Below are 16,684 nucleotides of genomic sequence, written 5' to 3' on the forward strand. Positions count from 1 at the left end.
ACACATGCTGCCACATGACGCCATCGTGGTCGTCGCCGACGGCCGCTCTGCCACGCTGTTCCGTAACGTGTCGCGTTACGGGCTGCTTCTCGAACCCTCCGAGAGCCTCGACCCTGCTGACGGCAGCGCCGCGTATTTCCCCGAGGCGCTTGCCAGCCACCTGAACGCGCTGGCCTGCCAGCAGCGTTTCGACGACATCGCGATCATCGCGGATCCCGACACGCTGCGGACCCTGCGGCGGCATTATCACAAGGAATTGCAGTTCCGCCTGCGCAAGGAGGTCGCGCAGGCGATCGCGCCGCAGCCCGAGGCCGCGGCATCCGCGCTTCACTGAAGCTGCGCCAGCACGGCCATCAGAAGGACGCCCCCCAAGGGGACGCCCAGGAACCAGAACAGTAGTTCCTTCATGCCGCGCGGAATCCTCACAGCGCGGTCCAGCCGCCGTCCACGCTGATCGTGGTGCCCGTGATCTGGGCGGCCGCGTCGCTGCACAGGAATACCGCCGTATCGCCCAGCTGGTCGGTCGTGGCGAATTCCTTCGACGGCTGGCGTTCCAGGATGACCTTCTCGATCACCTCCTCGCGATCCATCCCGTATTTCTGCATCGTGTCGGGGATCTGCGCCTCGACCAACGGCGTGTGGACATAGCCGGGGCAGATCGCGTTCGCGGTGATCGGATCGCGCGCCGTTTCCAGCCCCGTCACCTTGGTCAGCCCGACGATGCCGTGCTTGGCCGCGACATAGGCGGATTTGTAGGGGCTGGCGGTCAGGCCATGCGCCGAGGCGATGTTGATGACGCGGCCCCAGCCCGCCTCGCGCATCATCGGCAGCGCGGCGGCAATGGTGTGGAAGGCCGAGCTGAGATTGATCGCCATGATCGCGTCCCATTTCTCGGTCGGGAAATCGGGAATGGCCGCGACATGCTGGATGCCCGCGTTGTTCACGATGATGTCGCAGCGGCCCGCCTTCTCGACCAGAGCGCGGCATTCGTCCGCCTTGGACATGTCGGCCTTGATATAGCGCGCCTCGACGCCGTGTTCGGCGGCCAGCTTGGCTGCCAGCTCGTGATCCTCGTCGCGGTCGGTGAAGCTGTTCAGGACCACGTTCGCCCCTGCCCGCGCAAGGCGGCTGGCCACGCCCAGCCCGATCCCGGAGTTGGAGCCGGTGATGACGGCGGTCTTGCCGACCAGAAACTTCTCGAACACGGGGAAACCTCCTGCTTTGACCGGGCGGACGCGCCCTTCGCAGTCGCAGCATGAGAAAAAAAAAGCGCCCGCACAAGGCGGGCGCAAGTCATGAGGCAGGTTTCATACAGGCAAGAAACCTATCGAGCAGTGGGTTATTTATACGCGAGGAACCGCCCGAGTCCAACACCGAACTTCCGGGTTTGGTTGACGCACCCCCGCCAAGCCTGTTGATAATGTTGCCAAACAAGAAGGCTCGGGGCGGCAGGCAATGCGAATCTACGAAATCCTTAACAAATCTGCGTCAGCGCGGGTCTGTGCCGCCTTGGGCGCCCTTGCGTGCGGTGTTGCAGCAATGCCGCTGACAACCCTTGCCGATCCCGCGCATGGCATTGCAATCTATGGAGAACCGGCACTGGAGCCCGGTTTCGCGCATTTGCCCTATGCCGACCCCGAAGCGCCGCAGGGCGGCACGATTCGGCTGGCCGAGCCCGGGGGCTTCGACAGCCTGAAACCCTGGATCCTCAAGGGCAATCCCGCATGGGGCGTGGGCGTTCACGTCACCGAAGCCCTGATGATGCGGTCGATCGACGAACCCTTCACGCTGTACGGCCTGCTGGCCGAAAGCGTGGATGTGGCCCCTGACCGCTCCTGGGTCGAATTCACGCTGCGCCCCGAGGCCCGATTCTCGGATGGGAGCCCCGTCACGCTGGACGACGTGATCTGGAGCTACGAGACATTGGGCACACAGGGGCATCCGCGATACCTGGGCGCCTGGTCCAAGGTCGAGACGCTGAAGAAGACCGGCCCCCGCAGCATCCGCTTCACCTTCAACGAGATCGACCGCGAACTGCCCCTGCTGATGGGCATGCGCCCCATCCTGAAGAAATCCCAGTGGGAGGGGCAGGATTTCACCCAGTCCAGCCTGGAGCCCCCTATCGGCAGCGGCCCCTATGTCATCGAGAGCGTCGATCCGGGCCGCTCGATCACCTTCCGCAGGAACCCCGACTACTGGGGCGCCGATCTGCCACTGAATGCGGGGCTCTATAATTTCGACGCGATCCGCTACGACTATTTCGCGGATGGCAATGCGATGTTCGAGGCGTTCAAGGCCGGCGAGGTCGATGTCTGGCGTGAGCTTTCGGCCCAGAAATGGCAGACCGAGTTCGATTTTCCCGCCGTCCAGCGCGGCGACGTGACCCTGTCCGAGATCCCGCAGGAACGCCCCTCGGGGATCGTGGGGCTGGTCATGAACACCCGCAACCCGATCTTCGACGACTGGCGCGTGCGGCAGGCCATGATCGAGATGTTCAACTTCCGCTTCATCAACCGGGTGCTGAACGGCGGAAACGATCCGCGGATCACGTCCTATTTCTCGAACAGCTACCTGTCGATGGATGAGGGACCCGCGACCGGGCGCGAGGCCGAACTGCTGGCCCCCCATGCCGACACCCTGCCCCCCGGCACCATCGAGGGTTACGGCCTGCCCGAAGGCGCGGAACGCGCGATGGACCGCCCCGCCATCCGCCGCGCCATGAAGCTGATGGAGGATGCGGGCTGGACCGTGCAGGACGGCCGCATGGCCGATGCGGACGGACGCCCCTTCGAATTCGAGATCCTGCTGAACCAGAACGGCAGCGCGATGCGCAGCGGCTCCGAGGTGCTGCAGATGGTCAACATCTTCGTCGAGGCGCTGCGCCCCCTGGGCATCCGCCCCAACGTGACCATGCTGGATTCCGCGCAATTCGTGCAGCGGACCAACAACTATGCCTTCGACATGACTTGGTACGAACGCGGCCTGTCGCTGTCGCCCGGCAATGAACAGCGGCTCTATTGGGGGGCGTCGGGCGTGTCCGATCCGGGCAGCCGCAACTGGATGGGGATGGACAGCCCCGCCGCCGAGGCCGCGATCGACGCGATGGCCGCCGCCGAGGATCGCGACGACTACATCGCCGCCGTCCGCGCACTGGATCGTGTGCTGACGGCCGGGCGCTATGTCATACCTGTGAACTATTCCCCCGTTTCGCGTCTGGCCCATGCCACGCGGCTTGAATACCCTGATCACATACCGGTTTACGGGGATTGGCCCGGCTTCATGCCGGATGTTTGGTGGCAGGAGGCGAACTGATGCGGATCTTGTGTGTTACGATTCTGGCCTGCGCGACGCTGGCCGGCTGCAACACCGTCGCAGGTGTCGGCGAGGATATCACCGGGGTTGCCCGCTGGACCCAGGGCAGCCTTCCCGCAGGAGGGAGTTACTACTGATGAAGTGGCACCACGTCCAAGAGAACTGGAGCGCCTTCTACGAGGCGATCACCGACAAGTGGCCCGAGGTCGACGAAGCCGACCTGGACGAGATCGACGGCGACCAGCGCGCCTTCGTCGAATACCTGACCGAGGTCACAGGCCAGGAACCCGAGGAAGTCCGCGAGGAGATGCGCGAATGGCTGCGAGGAGAGATCCCGTCGGACATCGTCATGGACCCCGTGCATGACAACCAGTCGATCCGGCTCAGCTCCAAATACGTCAACGAGGGCGAGGACGAGTTTGCCGACGATGCCCGCTTCGGCGACGATGGCGACAACGCCGAGGATGGCTGAAACGAAAGACGCCGCCCCGCCGGGCGGCGTCTTCAGTTCTTACGCCCGAAGCGCGGGCTCTGCGGGCAAGCCCTTCAGCTTGCCCCTCTTCATGATCAGCATCACGTAGATGACGCCATAGAGGCCCGCGACGGTCAGACCCACCCAGTGGATCTCGAACGGGGTGAACATGTAGGCGGCGACCAGGCCCAGCTGCATCGCGAAATGCAGCGGATAGTAGCGGCGATCGCCCAGGTTCTCTCGCGACCAGCCCAGATTGGCCGAATAGAGACGGATCAGGCTGTCGAGCGAGTTGATCACGAAGACCACGCCCACGCCGATCATGAACCAGTTCAGCCAGCCGGGGATCGCGATCGAACCCTGATGATAGACGAACAGCACGCAGAACCACAGCCCCAGGGGCACCGCCGGCAGGAAGACCATCGCCAGCGCCAGCTGCCAGGTGTTCAGCCCGCCCACGAAGCGCGCCACGAACTGGCCGATCATGATCGACCACGCGAACCACCAGAACAGGTAGAACTCGTGATAATCGTTGATGGGCGTCGAGAAGCGCGGCAGGTGGCGGAAGTAATCCATCAGCAGGCCGACATTGCCCACGAAATCGGACATGCCCACGCGGCTGTAGACGAAGGCAATCATGGCAAGCGCGGTGAAGGCCAGCGTGCCGAAGCCGTAGCTCGAGATGATGGCGAGCCATTTCATCACATTCATGTTGCCGCTGGAGATGACGGCAGCACCGATCACCACCACGACCAGCACCCAGATCGCCGTCTGCGACATCTCGGGGGCATAGCCCGGCAGGCTGGTCATGAACAGGTAGCAGGTGAACGAGCAGGTCGCGATGACGGTCAGGTTGTAGACCCATTTCACCAGCGGGATCTCGAACAGCTTCAGCTTGGGCTCGATGGCCACGAAATAAAAGGTGGCGACGAAATACATCAGCCAGACCAGCGGTCCCCACATGCCGAACTCGACGGCCAGGGCGTTGGTGAAGGCGAAGGCGCCGTCTTCCTCGTAGACGGGGAATTCGCTCAGCGGCAGCATCACGAGGCCCATGTCCAGGCCGGCGGTGAACAGCAGCGCGATCAGCGTGAACAGGCCGACGGGCGATTCGCCACGCATCGGCAGGCGCGGCCAGCGGACAAGCACGAACACCGCGCAGGCAAGAACGCTTAGATATGCGACGGTTATGATCGGCGTCATATGCGATCCTTGTTTTCGCAATCGAATGATCTTCTGGGTGACCGGCCCGAACAAGCGCAGCGGCAGTGCTGGACTGCCGCCGCCAAGTCGTCACCGGCGCGGCATACGGGTGCCGCTTATTTGTTTGATGAGCTAAGAATGATGGATATTGATTGCTTAGTCAATCAAAAACATCGGAAGGGTTGAGCCGCCCCTCCGCATCTGTCAAAGGGCAGCCTTGATCATGGCGGAACGGGGGTCCCGCATGTCCACGGTTATGAAACTTGCGACGGGCAGCATCCTGCTGGGCCTGTTAGTCCTTGCGCTCAAGACGCTGGCATGGCGGCTGACGGGGTCGGTCGCGCTGATGTCGGACGCGCTGGAAAGCATCGTGAACGTGGCGACCGCCGTGGCGGCGCTGGTGGCGATCCGCGTGGCGCAGCGCCCGGCGGATGACGGCCACCCCTATGGCCACCACAAGGCCGAGTTCTTCTCGGCCGTGCTGGAAGGCGTGCTGATCATCGTCGCGGCCCTGGTGATCCTGCACGAGGCATGGGAGGCGTTCCGCGCCCCCCGCATGATCGATGCCCCCGCAGCGGGTCTTGCGATCAACGCCGTCGCGGGCGCACTGAACGCGATCTGGTGCCGGGTTCTGCTGGTGCAGGGGCGCAGGTTGCGCTCGCCCGCGCTGGTGGCCGACGGGCGGCACCTGCTGTCGGATGTCGTCTCATCCGCCGGGGTGCTGCTGGGCGTGGCGCTGGCCCATGCCACGGGCTGGGCGGTGCTGGACCCGCTGCTGGCGATGCTGGTGGGGCTGAACATCCTGTGGTCGGGCTGGCGCGTCATGGCCGCATCCATCGGCGGCCTGATGGACGAGGCCGTCCCCGACGAGACGCTGCAGGCGATCCGCGACATCATCTCGGACAAAGCCACCGGCGCGATCGAGGCGCATGACCTGCGCACGCGACATGCAGGCGCGGTGACCTTCATCGACTTCCACCTGGTGATCGACGGGCAGACCAGCGTGGCCGATGCCCATGCGATCTGCGACCGGATCGAGGGGTCACTGAAGGCGCTGCTGCCCGATGCGCAGATCACCATCCATGTCGAGCCCGAACACAAGGCCAAGCATTCGGGCGTCCTCGTCCTCTAGTCCCGCAGGCGGACCCAGACCGGGACGTGATCGCTCGGCTTCTCGCCCGCGCGGGCATCGCGATCCACGCCCGTCTCGACCATCAGATCGGCGGCCTGCGGGGACAGTAGCAGGTGGTCGATGCGGATGCCGTCATCCTTGTTCCACGCCCCTGCTTGGTAATCCCAGAAGGTGAAGGGCCCGCGCGTCGCATGCGGGTCGCGGATGCGCACCGCATCGGTCCAGCCCTGGTTCACGATCCGGCGGAAGGCCGCGCGGCTTTCGGGGCGGAACAGGGCGTCCTCGGTCCATTTCTGCGGATTGGCCGCGTCGCGCGGCTCGGGGATGATGTTGTAGTCGCCCAGCATGATCACGGGCATCTCGGATGCCAGCAGCTCCTCGGCGCGCAGGCGCAGCCGTTCCATCCATGCCAGCTTGTAGTCGTATTTCGGACCCGGCGCGGGGTTGCCGTTCGGCAGGTACAGGCCCGCGATGCGGACCGCGTGATCGCCGATCACCGTCGCCTCGATATAGCGGGCCTGCTCGTCCTCGTCGTCGCCGGGCAGGCCGCGGGTCACGTCCTCCAGCGGCAGCTTCGACAGGATCGCGACGCCGTTGAAGCTCTTCTGGCCATGCGTCTCGACCCGCCAGCCCATGTCCTCGAAATGCTCGCGCGGAAAGTTCTCGTCCACGGACTTGATTTCCTGCAGGACGACCAGATCGGCATCGGTCGAGGCCAGCCAGTCGCTGAGCGCCTGGATGCGTGCCTTGACGCCGTTGATGTTGAAGCTTGCGATTTTCATGGGCGGCATCTTTAGCGCCGCCCCCGGATTTGGCAACCGCCCCGGATGGGGCGGCCCTACATCGAGAAGGACGTCCCGCAGCCGCAGCTGCTGGTGGCGTTCGGATTCTCGATCACGAAGCGCGCGCCGATCAGTTCGTCCGTGAAGTCAATCACGGCATTGGCCAGGAACGGCAACGACACCGGATCGACCACGACCCGCTGGCCGCCCTTTTCCAGGACCAGGTCGTCATCCTCGGGCTTGTCCAGCCGGATGTCGTACTGGAAGCCGGAACATCCCCCGCCGGACACGGCGACGCGCAGCGCCACGGGGTCCTTTCCCGCGTTGATTTCGGCCAGCCTGTCATAGGCCCGCTCGGTGACTTTGGGTGGCAAGTTCATGGGTCGTTCCCGTTTTCGTCCGACACGGGGAAATATAGGGTCTGATGCGAACACTCGCAAGGAAGGCCCTGCAACACGTGACCGCACTCGCGCCCTATGCCTGCAAGCCCGAGGACAGCCGTGGCCGGCTGAGCCCCGAACAGCTGTCCACCTTCCGTTCGCCCTGGCAGCGCGACCGCGACCGGATCATCCATTCCAGCGCCTTCCGCAGGCTGAAGCACAAGACGCAGGTCTTCGTGGAACAGGACGGCGAAGCCTATCGCGGCGATTATTTCCGCACGCGCCTGACCCACACCATCGAGGTCGCGCAGGTCGCCCGCACCATCGCGGGCGCGCTGTCGCTGAACACCGACCTGGCCGAGACCGTGGCGCTGGCGCATGACCTGGGCCACCCGCCCTTCGGCCACACGGGCGAGGATGCGCTGGCCGTCCTGATGGAGCCTTACGGCGGCTTCGACCACAACGCCCAGGCCTTGCGCATCGTCACGCGGCTGGAGCGTCACTACGCCGATTTCGACGGCCTGAACCTGACCTGGGAGAGCCTCGAGGGCATCGCCAAGCATAACGGCCCCGTCACGGGCGACCTGCCCTATGCCCTGGCCGAGGTGAATGCCGACTGGGATCTGGAGCTTGCGACGAATGCCAGCGCCGAGGCGCAGGTCGCGGCCGTGGCGGACGACATCGCCTACAATCACCACGACCTGCATGACGGGCTGCGCGCGGGCCTGTTCACCGAAGGCGATCTGGCCGAACTTCCGGTGATCGGCCCCGCCTTCGCCGATGTGGACCGCCTCTATCCCGATCTGGATGCGCAGCGTCGCCGTTACGAGGCGCTGCGCCGCGTCTTCGGCGTCATGGTCGAGGATGTGATCGCCGTGGCCGAGAACCGGCTTGCCGCGCTGCAGCCGCAATCGGTGGACGACATCCGCGGGATGGAGGGGCCGATCATCCGCTTCTCGAAGCCGCTCTATCAGAACATCAAGGCGATCAAGTCCTTCCTGTTCCAGCGCATGTACCGCGCCCCTTCCGTGGTCGTGGAACGCAAGTCGGTGACGCAGATGGTGAACGACATGTTCCCGCTGTTCCTCGACACGCCCGAATGCATGCCCGACCAGTGGCACCGCGCCGCGCTGGCCCTGCCCGACCGCACGGAACGCGCGCGGCTGGTGCTGGACTATGTCGCGGGCATGACCGACCGCTTCGCCATCGCGGAACATCACCGGCTGTTTCCCGACAGTTCGAACTGATCCGGGCCGGGTTGCGTTGACTGCCCGACGCAACCCGACACCAAAGGAGGATCGGATGATCACCAAGACCGGATCTGCGAAATGGGAAGGCGGCCTCAAGGAAGGCAAGGGCCAGGTGTCCAGCCAGTCCGGCGCGCTGTCGGACCAGCCCTACGGCTTCAACACCCGCTTCGAGGACAAGCCCGGCACCAATCCCGAGGAACTGATCGGCGCGGCGCATGCGTCCTGCTTCTCGATGGCGCTGGCGATGATGCTGGAACAGGAAGGCATCTCGGGCGTCGCGATCGAGACGACCTCGGAGATCTCGATGGACAAGGAGGGCGACGGCTTCGCCGTCAAGAAGGCCCATCTGAAGACCTCGATCAAAGCCGATGCCGATCAGGCCAAGGTCATGGAGATTGCCGACAAGGCCAAGGCCGGCTGCCCGATCTCGAAGCTGCTGAACGCCGAGATCACGATGGACGCCAAGATGGCGTAATGCGAAACGCCCGGTCCTGTCGGACCGGGCGTCATCGTTTCAGACCATCATTTCCTTGGTCGCGGTCAGCGACAGGTCGGGATGGTCGCGACCCACGCGGTCGATGTCCCATTGCAGGCGGGTCAGGAAGACCAGATCGCCGTCATGGTCCAGCGCCATGTGCTGCTTGTTCGCGTTGGAAAACGCCTCGACCTTGTCCTTCGGTCCGGCCACCCAACGCGCGCTGGTGAACTGGCTGGCCTCGAAGCGGACGGGGATGCCGTATTCCAGCTCGATCCGGCTGGCCAGCACCTCGAACTGCAGCGCACCCACGACGCCCACGATGAAGCCCGAACCGATCATCGGCTTGAAGACCTTGGCCGCGCCTTCTTCGGCGAACTGCATCAGCGCCTTTTCAAGGTGCTTTGCCTTCATCGGATCGGTCGCCCGGACCGATTGCAGCAGTTCGGGCGCAAAGCTGGGGATGCCGGTGAAACGCAGGGCCTCGCCCTCGGTCAGGGCATCGCCGATGCGCAGCTGGCCGTGGTTCGGAATGCCGATGATGTCGCCGGCCCATGCCTCTTCGGCCAGTTCGCGGTCGGCGGCCAGGAACAGGACCGGGTTGCTGACGGCCATGGGCTTCTTGGACCGCACATGCGTCAGCTTCATCCCGCGTTCGAAATGCCCGCTGGCAAGACGCACGAAAGCCACGCGGTCGCGGTGCTTGGGGTCCATGTTCGCCTGGACCTTGAAGACGAAGCCCGTGACCTTCTTTTCCTCGGGGGCGATCTCGCGGTCGGCGCTGTTCTGCGGCTGCGGCTCGGGCCCGTAGGTGCTGATGCCCTTCATCAGCTCCTGCACGCCAAAGCTGTTGATCGCGCTGCCGAACCAGATGGGCGTCATGTGCCCTTCCAGGAAGGACTGGCGGTCGAAGGTCGGCAGCAGCTCGCGCGCCATCTCGATCTCTTCGCGCAGCTGCGTCAGCAGGTGGTCGGGGATGTGCTGGGCCAGCTTGGGGTCGTCCAGACCGTCAATGGCGATGGATTCCGCGACCTTGTTGCGGTCGGCGCGGTCCATCAGCTCCAATCGGTCGTTCAGCATGTCATAGCAGCCAAGGAAATCGCGGCCGACCCCGATGGGCCAGCTGGCGGGCGCCACGTCGATGGCCAGGTTCTCCTGGATCTCGTCGATGATCTCGAAGGTCTCGCGGGATTCGCGGTCCATCTTGTTACAGAAGGTCAGGATCGGCAAATCGCGCAGGCGGCACACCTCGAACAGCTTGCGCGTCTGGGATTCGACGCCCTTGGCGCCGTCGATCACCATGATCGCCGCATCCACCGCCGTCAGCGTGCGATAGGTGTCTTCCGAGAAATCGCTGTGACCCGGCGTGTCCACCAGGTTGAACCGGAACCCGTCGAAATCGAAGGACATCGCCGAGGCCGAGACCGAGATCCCGCGATCCTGTTCCATCTTCATGAAGTCCGACCGCGTTCGCCGCGCCTCGCCCTTGGCGCGCACCTGTCCGGCCATCTGGATGGCGCCACCATACAGAAGGAATTTCTCGGTCAGCGTGGTCTTGCCGGCATCCGGGTGCGAGATGATCGCGAAGGTCCGGCGGCGTGCGATTTCGGGCGGAAGTTCGGGGCGGTTTGTCATGGCCAGCGCTTTACCGCGCCCGTGTGGACAAGGCAATCGCCACGAGGCACCGCGTAGAATTGTCTGCAATGCGGGGCTTGTGCGCCGCAGCGATCGGCGCATGATCCGACCCCATCGGTTGCGCAAGACGGGGACAGGGTATGCCCGCGCCACGGGACAGATCGATGCGGCTTCTGGCGGAACGCGGCCTCGAATGGCTGCGGCGGCACATCATGGACCTGCCCGACCCCTGCCCCGCGGACCATCCCGCGCTGCCCGCGCTTGCCGCGACCGGGCGGCTGGCACCGATGCTGTCGGCGCTGCGCGGAAGGCCCTCCCCGCTGGAGTCGCTGGTCGGCAGGCGATTACCCCCCGATCTGCTGCGGGATGCCGCGCTGCGCGTCACCGAGGGCGCACGCGACGGGACGACGCTGCTGCTGATGCAGGCGGGCGCGCCGGATACGCAGCCGTGGCGGCTGGCCTGCGATCAACTGGCGTCGGACACGGGCCTGCCCCTGACCGACCGCCTGCCATTCGCCAAGCACGACCTTCTCCCCAAGGCTGAGCGCCTGCTGGATCGCGCCGATGCGGAAACAAGCCTGACGCTCATGCTGCACCTGTGGCGGTTCGGGACCGCCCGCCCGCAGTTGTCGGATCGGTGGGCCGTCACCCGCATCCACGACCGGCTGCAATGGCTGCTGCAGGACGCATCCGACAGGCGGGACACGACCGACCTCGCATCGACCCTCGTGTCACTGACGCTGATCGATCCCGGCTTCGATCCGGGCAGGCACGCCGCGGACCTGATCGCATCGCAACGGTCCGACGGGTCCTTCGGGGCAAGGCTGGGCGAAGGGGTGCTGAACCAGTCCCTGTGCGACGGCGCGACACCGACGCTGGCCGCGATCCATGCGCTGCACGCGATGGGCTGGCGGCGCGGGCAGCCAAGCGTCCCGACACCGCATCCCGGGCGCGCGTCCTGATACCCGTCAAACGCAATGCGGCGCGGACAATCGCCCGCGCCGCATGAACCGATGCCGGATGTGCGCTCAGCGCACGATCATCACCGAGACCGGCGAATGACGCGCCACCGCGTTCGCGTCGCGACTGACGCGGATGCTGCGCAGCTCGTCCGGCTGATCGGTCGCCATGACGATCAGGTCGGCGGCATATTTCTCCTGCGCGCGCAGGATGGTCTCGGCGATATGGCCGTGCCCGACATGGACCTTCACGCGCGACGGATCGTCGAAATGCGTGTCGGCAAAGCGGTCCAGCTCGACCTTCTGGGCCTGCAGGATCTTCTCCTCGTAGCCGCGCGGCAGGAAGGTCGCCACCATCGAGCTGCCGAAGTCGTGGACGATCCCCAGAAGGTGGATCACGCCCCGATCCGCTGCCAGCCGCTTGGCGACCGGCAGGGCCTTGGCCCAGCTTTCAGGATGCTGAAGGTCGATCGGCAGAAGGATGTTGTCATGCATGGCTTGCCCCTTTCGCATCGGTCGTCGGCGCGGTGCGGCGACGCTGCGCCCAGACCACCAGCCCCAGCAGCAGGAATGCCGGGATATAGATCCAGTAACGCGACGGCGCGTCGGCCGGTGCGCGCACCGCCATGATCGTCTGATCCCAGTCCAGGCCGGCATCCTGCGCGGGGCTGCCGAAGGCCACGTTGTCGATCACGACCTTCTCGCCATCCTCGATCAGCTCGATCCCGGCGGCGGCCAGGCGATCCTCGCCGGTCTCGCCCTCGGGGACCTCCAGCAGCGCCGAGAACTCGGTCGGGGTGCCGATGTCGTTGAAGCCCGAGATGCGCAGCCGCAGCCCCTCGCCCGGGACGCTGTCCTCCAGCGCCTGGACGAATTCGGTCGCGGGGCGTTCCTCGAAGGGCGGGAAGGCATAACCCCAGAAGAAGCCCGGACGGAAGATGGTGAAGGCGATCAGCAGCAGCGCCACGCCCTCCCAGATGCGGTTGCGGACGATGAACCACCCCTGGGTCGAGGCCGCGAACAGCAGCATCGCGATGGTCGCCGTCACGAAGACGAAGATGCCCTGCACCCAGCCCACGTCGATCAGCAGAAGATCCGTGTTGAAGATGAACAGGAACGGCAGCGCCGCGGTCCGAAGGCTGTAGAAGAACGCCACGACCCCCGTGCGGATCGGATCGCCGCCCGACACGGCCGCAGCCGCGAAGGAGGCAAGCCCCACCGGCGGCGTCACGTCCGCCATGATCCCGAAGTAGAAGACGAACAGGTGCACCGCGATCAGCGGCACGATCAGCCCGTTCTGCTGCCCGAGGGTCACGATGACGGGTGCCAGCAGCGCCGAGACGACGATGTAGTTCGCCGTGGTCGGCAGGCCCATCCCCAGGATCAGCGACAGGACCGCCGTCAGGCCCAGGATGGCCAGCAGGTTGCCGCCAGACAGCACCTCGACCACGTCGGCCAGCGCGGCACCGACGCCGGTCTGGCTGACCGCACCCACGATGATGCCCGCGGTCGCCGTGGCGATGCCGATGCCGATCATGTTGCGCGCGCCCGAGATCAGGCCGTCGACCAGGTCGTTCACGCCCGAACGCAGGGCCGTGCCCGCGCCCTTGTTGCCCGACCCGTCCTCGCCGCGCAGCATCACCATCAGGGGGCGCTGCGTGACCAGGATGAAGATCATGAAGGCCGTCGCCCAGAAGGCCGAGAGGCCCGGCGACAGGCGGTCCACCATCAGCGCCCAGACCAGCACGACGACCGGCAGGATGAAGTGCAGGCCCGACCGCACCGTCGGCCCCGGCAGCGGAAGCTGCGTCACGGGGGCGTTCGGATCGTCAAGATGCAGCGGTTCTTCCTTCGAGGCGACCCACAGCAGCGCGACATAGGCGGCGGTCAGCAGCGCGAAGACCACGTAGGGCGCGGCGGCACCGAAGGCGGGACGGATCCAGCCCATCGTGTAATAGACGATCAGCGACAGCGCGCAGACGCCCGCGACGAGGAAGGCGGTGCCCAGCAGGCGGCGCAGGATCGGCGGCGGCGTATAGGCGCGCGGCAGGCCCTGCATCCCGGCCTTCATCGCCTCGAGATGGACGATGTAGACCAGCGCGATATAGCTGATCGTGGCGGGCAGGAAGGCGTGCTTGACCACGTCGAAATAGGGGATGCCCACATATTCGACCATCAGGAAGGCCGCTGCCCCCATGACGGGCGGCATGATCTGGCCGTTGACCGAGGATGCGACCTCGACCGCGCCGGCCTTTTCGGAATTGAACCCGACCTTCTTCATCAGCGGGATGGTGAAGGTGCCGGTGGTGACCACGTTGGCGATGGACGACCCCGAGATCAGGCCCGTCATCGCGCTGCTGACCACGGCCGCCTTGGCCGGTCCGCCGCGCATGTGGCCCATCATCGAGAATGCGACCTGGATGAAGTAGTTGCCCGCGCCCGCCTTGTCCAACAGTGCGCCGAACAGCACGAACAGGAACACGAAGCTGGTCGAGACGCCCAGCGCGATGCCGAAGACGCCCTCGGTCGTGATCCACTGGTGGTTGGCGACCTCGGTCAGCGAATTGCCCCGATGCGCGATGATCGAGGGCATGTAGGGCCCGAGGAACGTATAGACGAGGAACACCGTCGCCACGATCATCAGCGCGGGCCCGAGGCTGCGGCGCGTGGCCTCCAGCAGCAGCAGGATGCCGACGACTGCGATCATCAGGTCGCGCGTGATCGGCGCGCCGACGCGGCGGCCCAGCTCGTCGCTGAAGACGAAGACATACATGGTCGCGACCACGCCCAGGATCGCCAGCGCCCATTCCCAGGGCGGGACCCATGCCTTGGGCGACCCCATCAGGATGGCGCCGATCAGCCCGATGGCGACCAGCGCGATGAACCAGATCGGCATGCTTGCCGGCGATCCATAGATGAACAACCCGCTGAGGATCAGCGGAACGACGATGCCAAGACCCAGCTGGAACGGTGATTTTTCAGCGGGATAGGCCATGAAAGCCAGAAACAGCGCAAAGGCCAGGTGGACCGAACGCGCATCCGTCGCGCTGACGATGCCGAAATTCAGCATGAAGGGCAGCGGCGAGGCGATCCACAGCTGGAACAGCGACCAGCACAGGGCCACCGTCAGGATCAGCCGCCCGACGAAACCGGGGGGCGTCCGCGCGCCCGTGTCGGATGACGCGACAAGCTCGTCCAGCTCGGCCTGGCTCAGTTCTCCTCGGCCCGAGGCGCCCATCTCGACCGCGCTGGCCTGTTGCTGGCGGCGCTCCGCCTCTCTGTCCGTCTCGCTCATCACGGCACCCCTTGGATCTGGATTTGTCTTTATTGCTTCATGATGAAAGGGCGGCCCGATGGGGCCGCCCTTCTGGTCAGGACCGGATCACTCGACCCAGCCCTGCTCGCGATAGTAACGCTCGGCGCCCGGATGCAGGGGCGCGCTGTTGCCGTCGGCGACCATTTCCTCGGGGGTGAGGTTGGCGAATGCCGGGTGCAGGCCCTTGAAGCGGTCGAAGTTGTCGAAGACGGCCTTCACGACCTGGTAGACGGTCTCTTCGGGGATGTCCTCGGAGGTGACGAAGGTCGCCTTGACGCCGAAGGTTTCGGTGTCCTCGTCATTGCCCGCATACATGCCGCCCGGAATGGTGGCCTTGGCATAGTAGGGGTTCTCGGCGATCAGGCTGTCGATCGCGTCGCCCGCGACGGTGACCAGGCGCGCGTCCACGGTCGAGGTCGCCTCCTGGATCGAGCCGTTCGGGTGGCCGACGGTATAGCTGATGGCATCGACCTGGTTGTCGCCCAGTGCGGCCGACTGTTCCGCCGGGCGCAGTTCCGAGGACAGCGAGAAGTCGTCCATCGACATGCCCATCGTGTCCAGCACGATCTCGAAGGTGCCGCGGGTGCCCGAACCGGGGTTGCCCACGTTCACGCGCTTGCCGGCAAGATCCTCGAACTTCTCGATGCCGCTGTCCGCACGCGCGACGACGGTGAAGGGTTCCGCATGGACCGAGAAGACGGCGCGCAGCTTGTCGAAGGCGTCGCCCTCGAAGTCCGAGCTGCCGTTATAGGCGTGGAACTGCCAGTCGGACTGCGCGACGCCCATCGTCATGCCGCCGGACTTGATCTGGTTGATGTTGTCGATCGACCCGCCTGTCGCCGGTGCCGTGCAGCGCAGGCCCGTCTCGGCGGTGTCGCGGTTCACGAGACGGCAGATCGACTGGCCGACCACGTAGTAGACGCCCGTCTGGCCGCCGGTGCCAATGGTGATGAACTGCTCTTCCTGGGCCAGCGCGGGGCCCGCGACCAGCGCGAAGGCCGTGCCGAACAGGATCGGTTTCAGTTTGCTCATGCTGCTTCTCCCTTTGTCGCTATGCGGAAGGGGCGGATATGCCGCGGCCACCTTCGACGCAAGACCCCTTCATGCTTAGACAATCCGGCGGTTTTGACAATCCCCGGCGGGCTTCGGGTCAGTCGTGCAGCACCGCTGCCACCCGTTCGCGCAGCACCGGCAGCAGATCGCGGGCAAACCACGGGTTGCGGCGCAGCCACGCGGTATTGCGCCAGCTTGGATGAGGCAGCGGCACCGTATCGGGGCCGAATTCGCGCCAATCCGCCACGGTCTGCGTGACGTTCCCCCGCCCCAGATGCCAGCGCATCGCATGCCCGCCGACCAGCAGCGTCAGGCGCGGGCGCAGGTGGTCCACGACCTGTCCGCGCCATGTCGCCGCGCAGATCGGCGGGGGCGGCAGATCGGACCCCTTGGCGTCATAGCCCGGAAAGCAGAAGGCCATCGGCACGATCGCGATGCGCGCGCGGTCGTAGAACAGGTCCTGATCCACGCCCATCCATTCGCGCAGGCGATCCCCCGACCGGTCGGTGAAGGGACGCCCGCTTTCATGCACGCGCGCGCCGGGTGCCTGCCCCACGATCAGGATGCGTGCGCCCTGTCCGAACCAGACGACGGGCCGCGGCGCATGGCGTGTCGCGGTCGCTGCAAAGCGCTCGGCGCAGATGCGGCAGGCCCCGATCCGCGCCCTCAGATCGTCGATATCCTTCATTTGAGGCAATATCGTGGCGTTCGGCGC

General features: G+C 65.5%; 16 protein-coding genes. 7 read left to right on the forward strand and 9 right to left on the reverse strand.

The features are described from left to right. Positions 1-4 precede the first annotated feature (4 nt). Positions 5-334: a baeRF12 domain-containing protein gene (locus F804_RS0106080; protein WP_022706862.1), complete on the forward strand. Its 330-nt coding sequence runs from the start codon at positions 5-7 to the stop codon at positions 332-334. Between the two features lie 88 nt (positions 335-422). Here F804_RS0106080 and F804_RS0106090 read toward each other — a convergent pair whose 3' ends face one another. Next, on the reverse strand, positions 423-1,205 hold the full coding sequence (locus F804_RS0106090) for a 3-hydroxybutyrate dehydrogenase (RefSeq protein ID WP_022706863.1): 783 nt from the start codon (positions 1,203-1,205) through the stop codon (positions 423-425). 334 nt (positions 1,206-1,539) lie between these two features. Between F804_RS0106090 and F804_RS0106095 the strand changes: the two genes are divergently transcribed. Both F804_RS0106095 and F804_RS0106105 read left to right on the forward strand, forming a co-directional pair. Continuing rightward, positions 1,540-3,312, forward strand: a complete 1,773-nt coding sequence (locus F804_RS0106095) for an extracellular solute-binding protein (RefSeq protein ID WP_022706864.1) — start codon at positions 1,540-1,542, stop codon at positions 3,310-3,312. 136 nt (positions 3,313-3,448) lie between these two features. Continuing rightward, positions 3,449-3,784, forward strand: a complete 336-nt coding sequence (locus F804_RS0106105; protein WP_022706866.1) for a hypothetical protein — start codon at positions 3,449-3,451, stop codon at positions 3,782-3,784. Positions 3,785-3,823: 39 nt separating this feature from the next. On the opposite strand, the gene F804_RS0106110 is transcribed toward F804_RS0106105, so the two are convergent. Continuing rightward, positions 3,824-4,987 (reverse strand): BCCT family transporter, encoded by a 1,164-nt coding sequence (locus F804_RS0106110; protein WP_022706867.1) that lies wholly within the window; start codon positions 4,985-4,987, stop codon positions 3,824-3,826. Positions 4,988-5,231: 244 nt separating this feature from the next. Here F804_RS0106110 and F804_RS0106115 point away from each other — a divergent pair, with 244 nt between their 5' ends. Then, positions 5,232-6,119: a cation diffusion facilitator family transporter gene (locus tag F804_RS0106115; protein WP_028725678.1), complete on the forward strand. Its 888-nt coding sequence runs from the start codon at positions 5,232-5,234 to the stop codon at positions 6,117-6,119. Here F804_RS0106115 and xth read toward each other — a convergent pair. Both xth and F804_RS0106125 read right to left on the reverse strand, forming a co-directional pair. Then, a complete protein-coding gene (gene xth, locus F804_RS0106120) occupies positions 6,116-6,901 on the reverse strand; it encodes an exodeoxyribonuclease III (RefSeq protein WP_022706869.1) in 786 nt (261 codons plus the stop codon). The genes F804_RS0106115 and xth overlap by 4 nt on opposite strands. A gap of 56 nt (positions 6,902-6,957) precedes the next feature. Further along, the gene (locus F804_RS0106125) at positions 6,958-7,281 is read right to left on the reverse strand and encodes a HesB/IscA family protein (RefSeq protein WP_022706870.1); all 324 of its coding nucleotides are present in this window, start codon (positions 7,279-7,281) and stop codon (positions 6,958-6,960) included. Positions 7,282-7,358: 77 nt separating this feature from the next. On the opposite strand from F804_RS0106125, the gene F804_RS0106130 reads away from it, so the two are divergent. Together F804_RS0106130 and F804_RS0106135 are read left to right on the forward strand one after the other, a co-directional pair. Then, positions 7,359-8,528, forward strand: a complete 1,170-nt coding sequence (locus F804_RS0106130; protein ID WP_022706871.1) for a deoxyguanosinetriphosphate triphosphohydrolase — start codon at positions 7,359-7,361, stop codon at positions 8,526-8,528. A gap of 55 nt (positions 8,529-8,583) precedes the next feature. Continuing rightward, on the forward strand, positions 8,584-9,006 hold the full coding sequence (locus F804_RS0106135; RefSeq protein ID WP_022706872.1) for an OsmC family protein: 423 nt from the start codon (positions 8,584-8,586) through the stop codon (positions 9,004-9,006). Positions 9,007-9,045: 39 nt separating this feature from the next. Here the strand turns inward: F804_RS0106135 and F804_RS0106140 are convergent, their stop codons facing one another. After that, complete coding sequence (locus tag F804_RS0106140; protein ID WP_022706873.1) at positions 9,046-10,641, reverse strand: peptide chain release factor 3; 1,596 nt, start codon at positions 10,639-10,641, stop codon at positions 9,046-9,048. A 164-nt stretch (positions 10,642-10,805) separates the two neighbouring features. On the opposite strand from F804_RS0106140, the gene F804_RS0106145 reads away from it, so the two are divergent. Beyond that, complete coding sequence (locus F804_RS0106145; protein ID WP_022706874.1) at positions 10,806-11,603, forward strand: hypothetical protein; 798 nt, start codon at positions 10,806-10,808, stop codon at positions 11,601-11,603. A gap of 66 nt (positions 11,604-11,669) precedes the next feature. Here the strand turns inward: F804_RS0106145 and F804_RS0106150 are convergent, their stop codons facing one another. From F804_RS0106150 to F804_RS0106165, 4 genes are all read right to left on the reverse strand, one after another. Next, positions 11,670-12,095 carry a universal stress protein gene (locus F804_RS0106150; RefSeq protein ID WP_022706875.1) on the reverse strand — a complete coding sequence of 142 codons (426 nt, stop codon included), beginning with the start codon at positions 12,093-12,095 and terminating at the stop codon, positions 11,670-11,672. Then, positions 12,088-14,895 carry a TRAP transporter permease gene (locus tag F804_RS0106155; protein ID WP_022706876.1) on the reverse strand — a complete coding sequence of 936 codons (2,808 nt, stop codon included), beginning with the start codon at positions 14,893-14,895 and terminating at the stop codon, positions 12,088-12,090. The genes F804_RS0106150 and F804_RS0106155 overlap by 8 nt, the downstream gene beginning before the upstream one ends. An 87-nt stretch (positions 14,896-14,982) precedes the next feature. Beyond that, positions 14,983-15,948, reverse strand: coding sequence for a TAXI family TRAP transporter solute-binding subunit (locus tag F804_RS0106160; RefSeq protein ID WP_022706877.1), 966 nt, complete (start codon positions 15,946-15,948; stop codon positions 14,983-14,985). 118 nt (positions 15,949-16,066) lie between these two features. Beyond that, entirely contained in the window at positions 16,067-16,657 is a 591-nt protein-coding gene (locus F804_RS0106165) for a uracil-DNA glycosylase family protein (RefSeq protein ID WP_022706878.1), read from the reverse strand. Positions 16,658-16,684: the final 27 nt, after the last annotated feature.

It is taken from the genome of Paracoccus zeaxanthinifaciens ATCC 21588 (genome assembly GCF_000420145.1).
GTDB lineage: Bacteria > Pseudomonadota > Alphaproteobacteria > Rhodobacterales > Rhodobacteraceae > Paracoccus > Paracoccus zeaxanthinifaciens.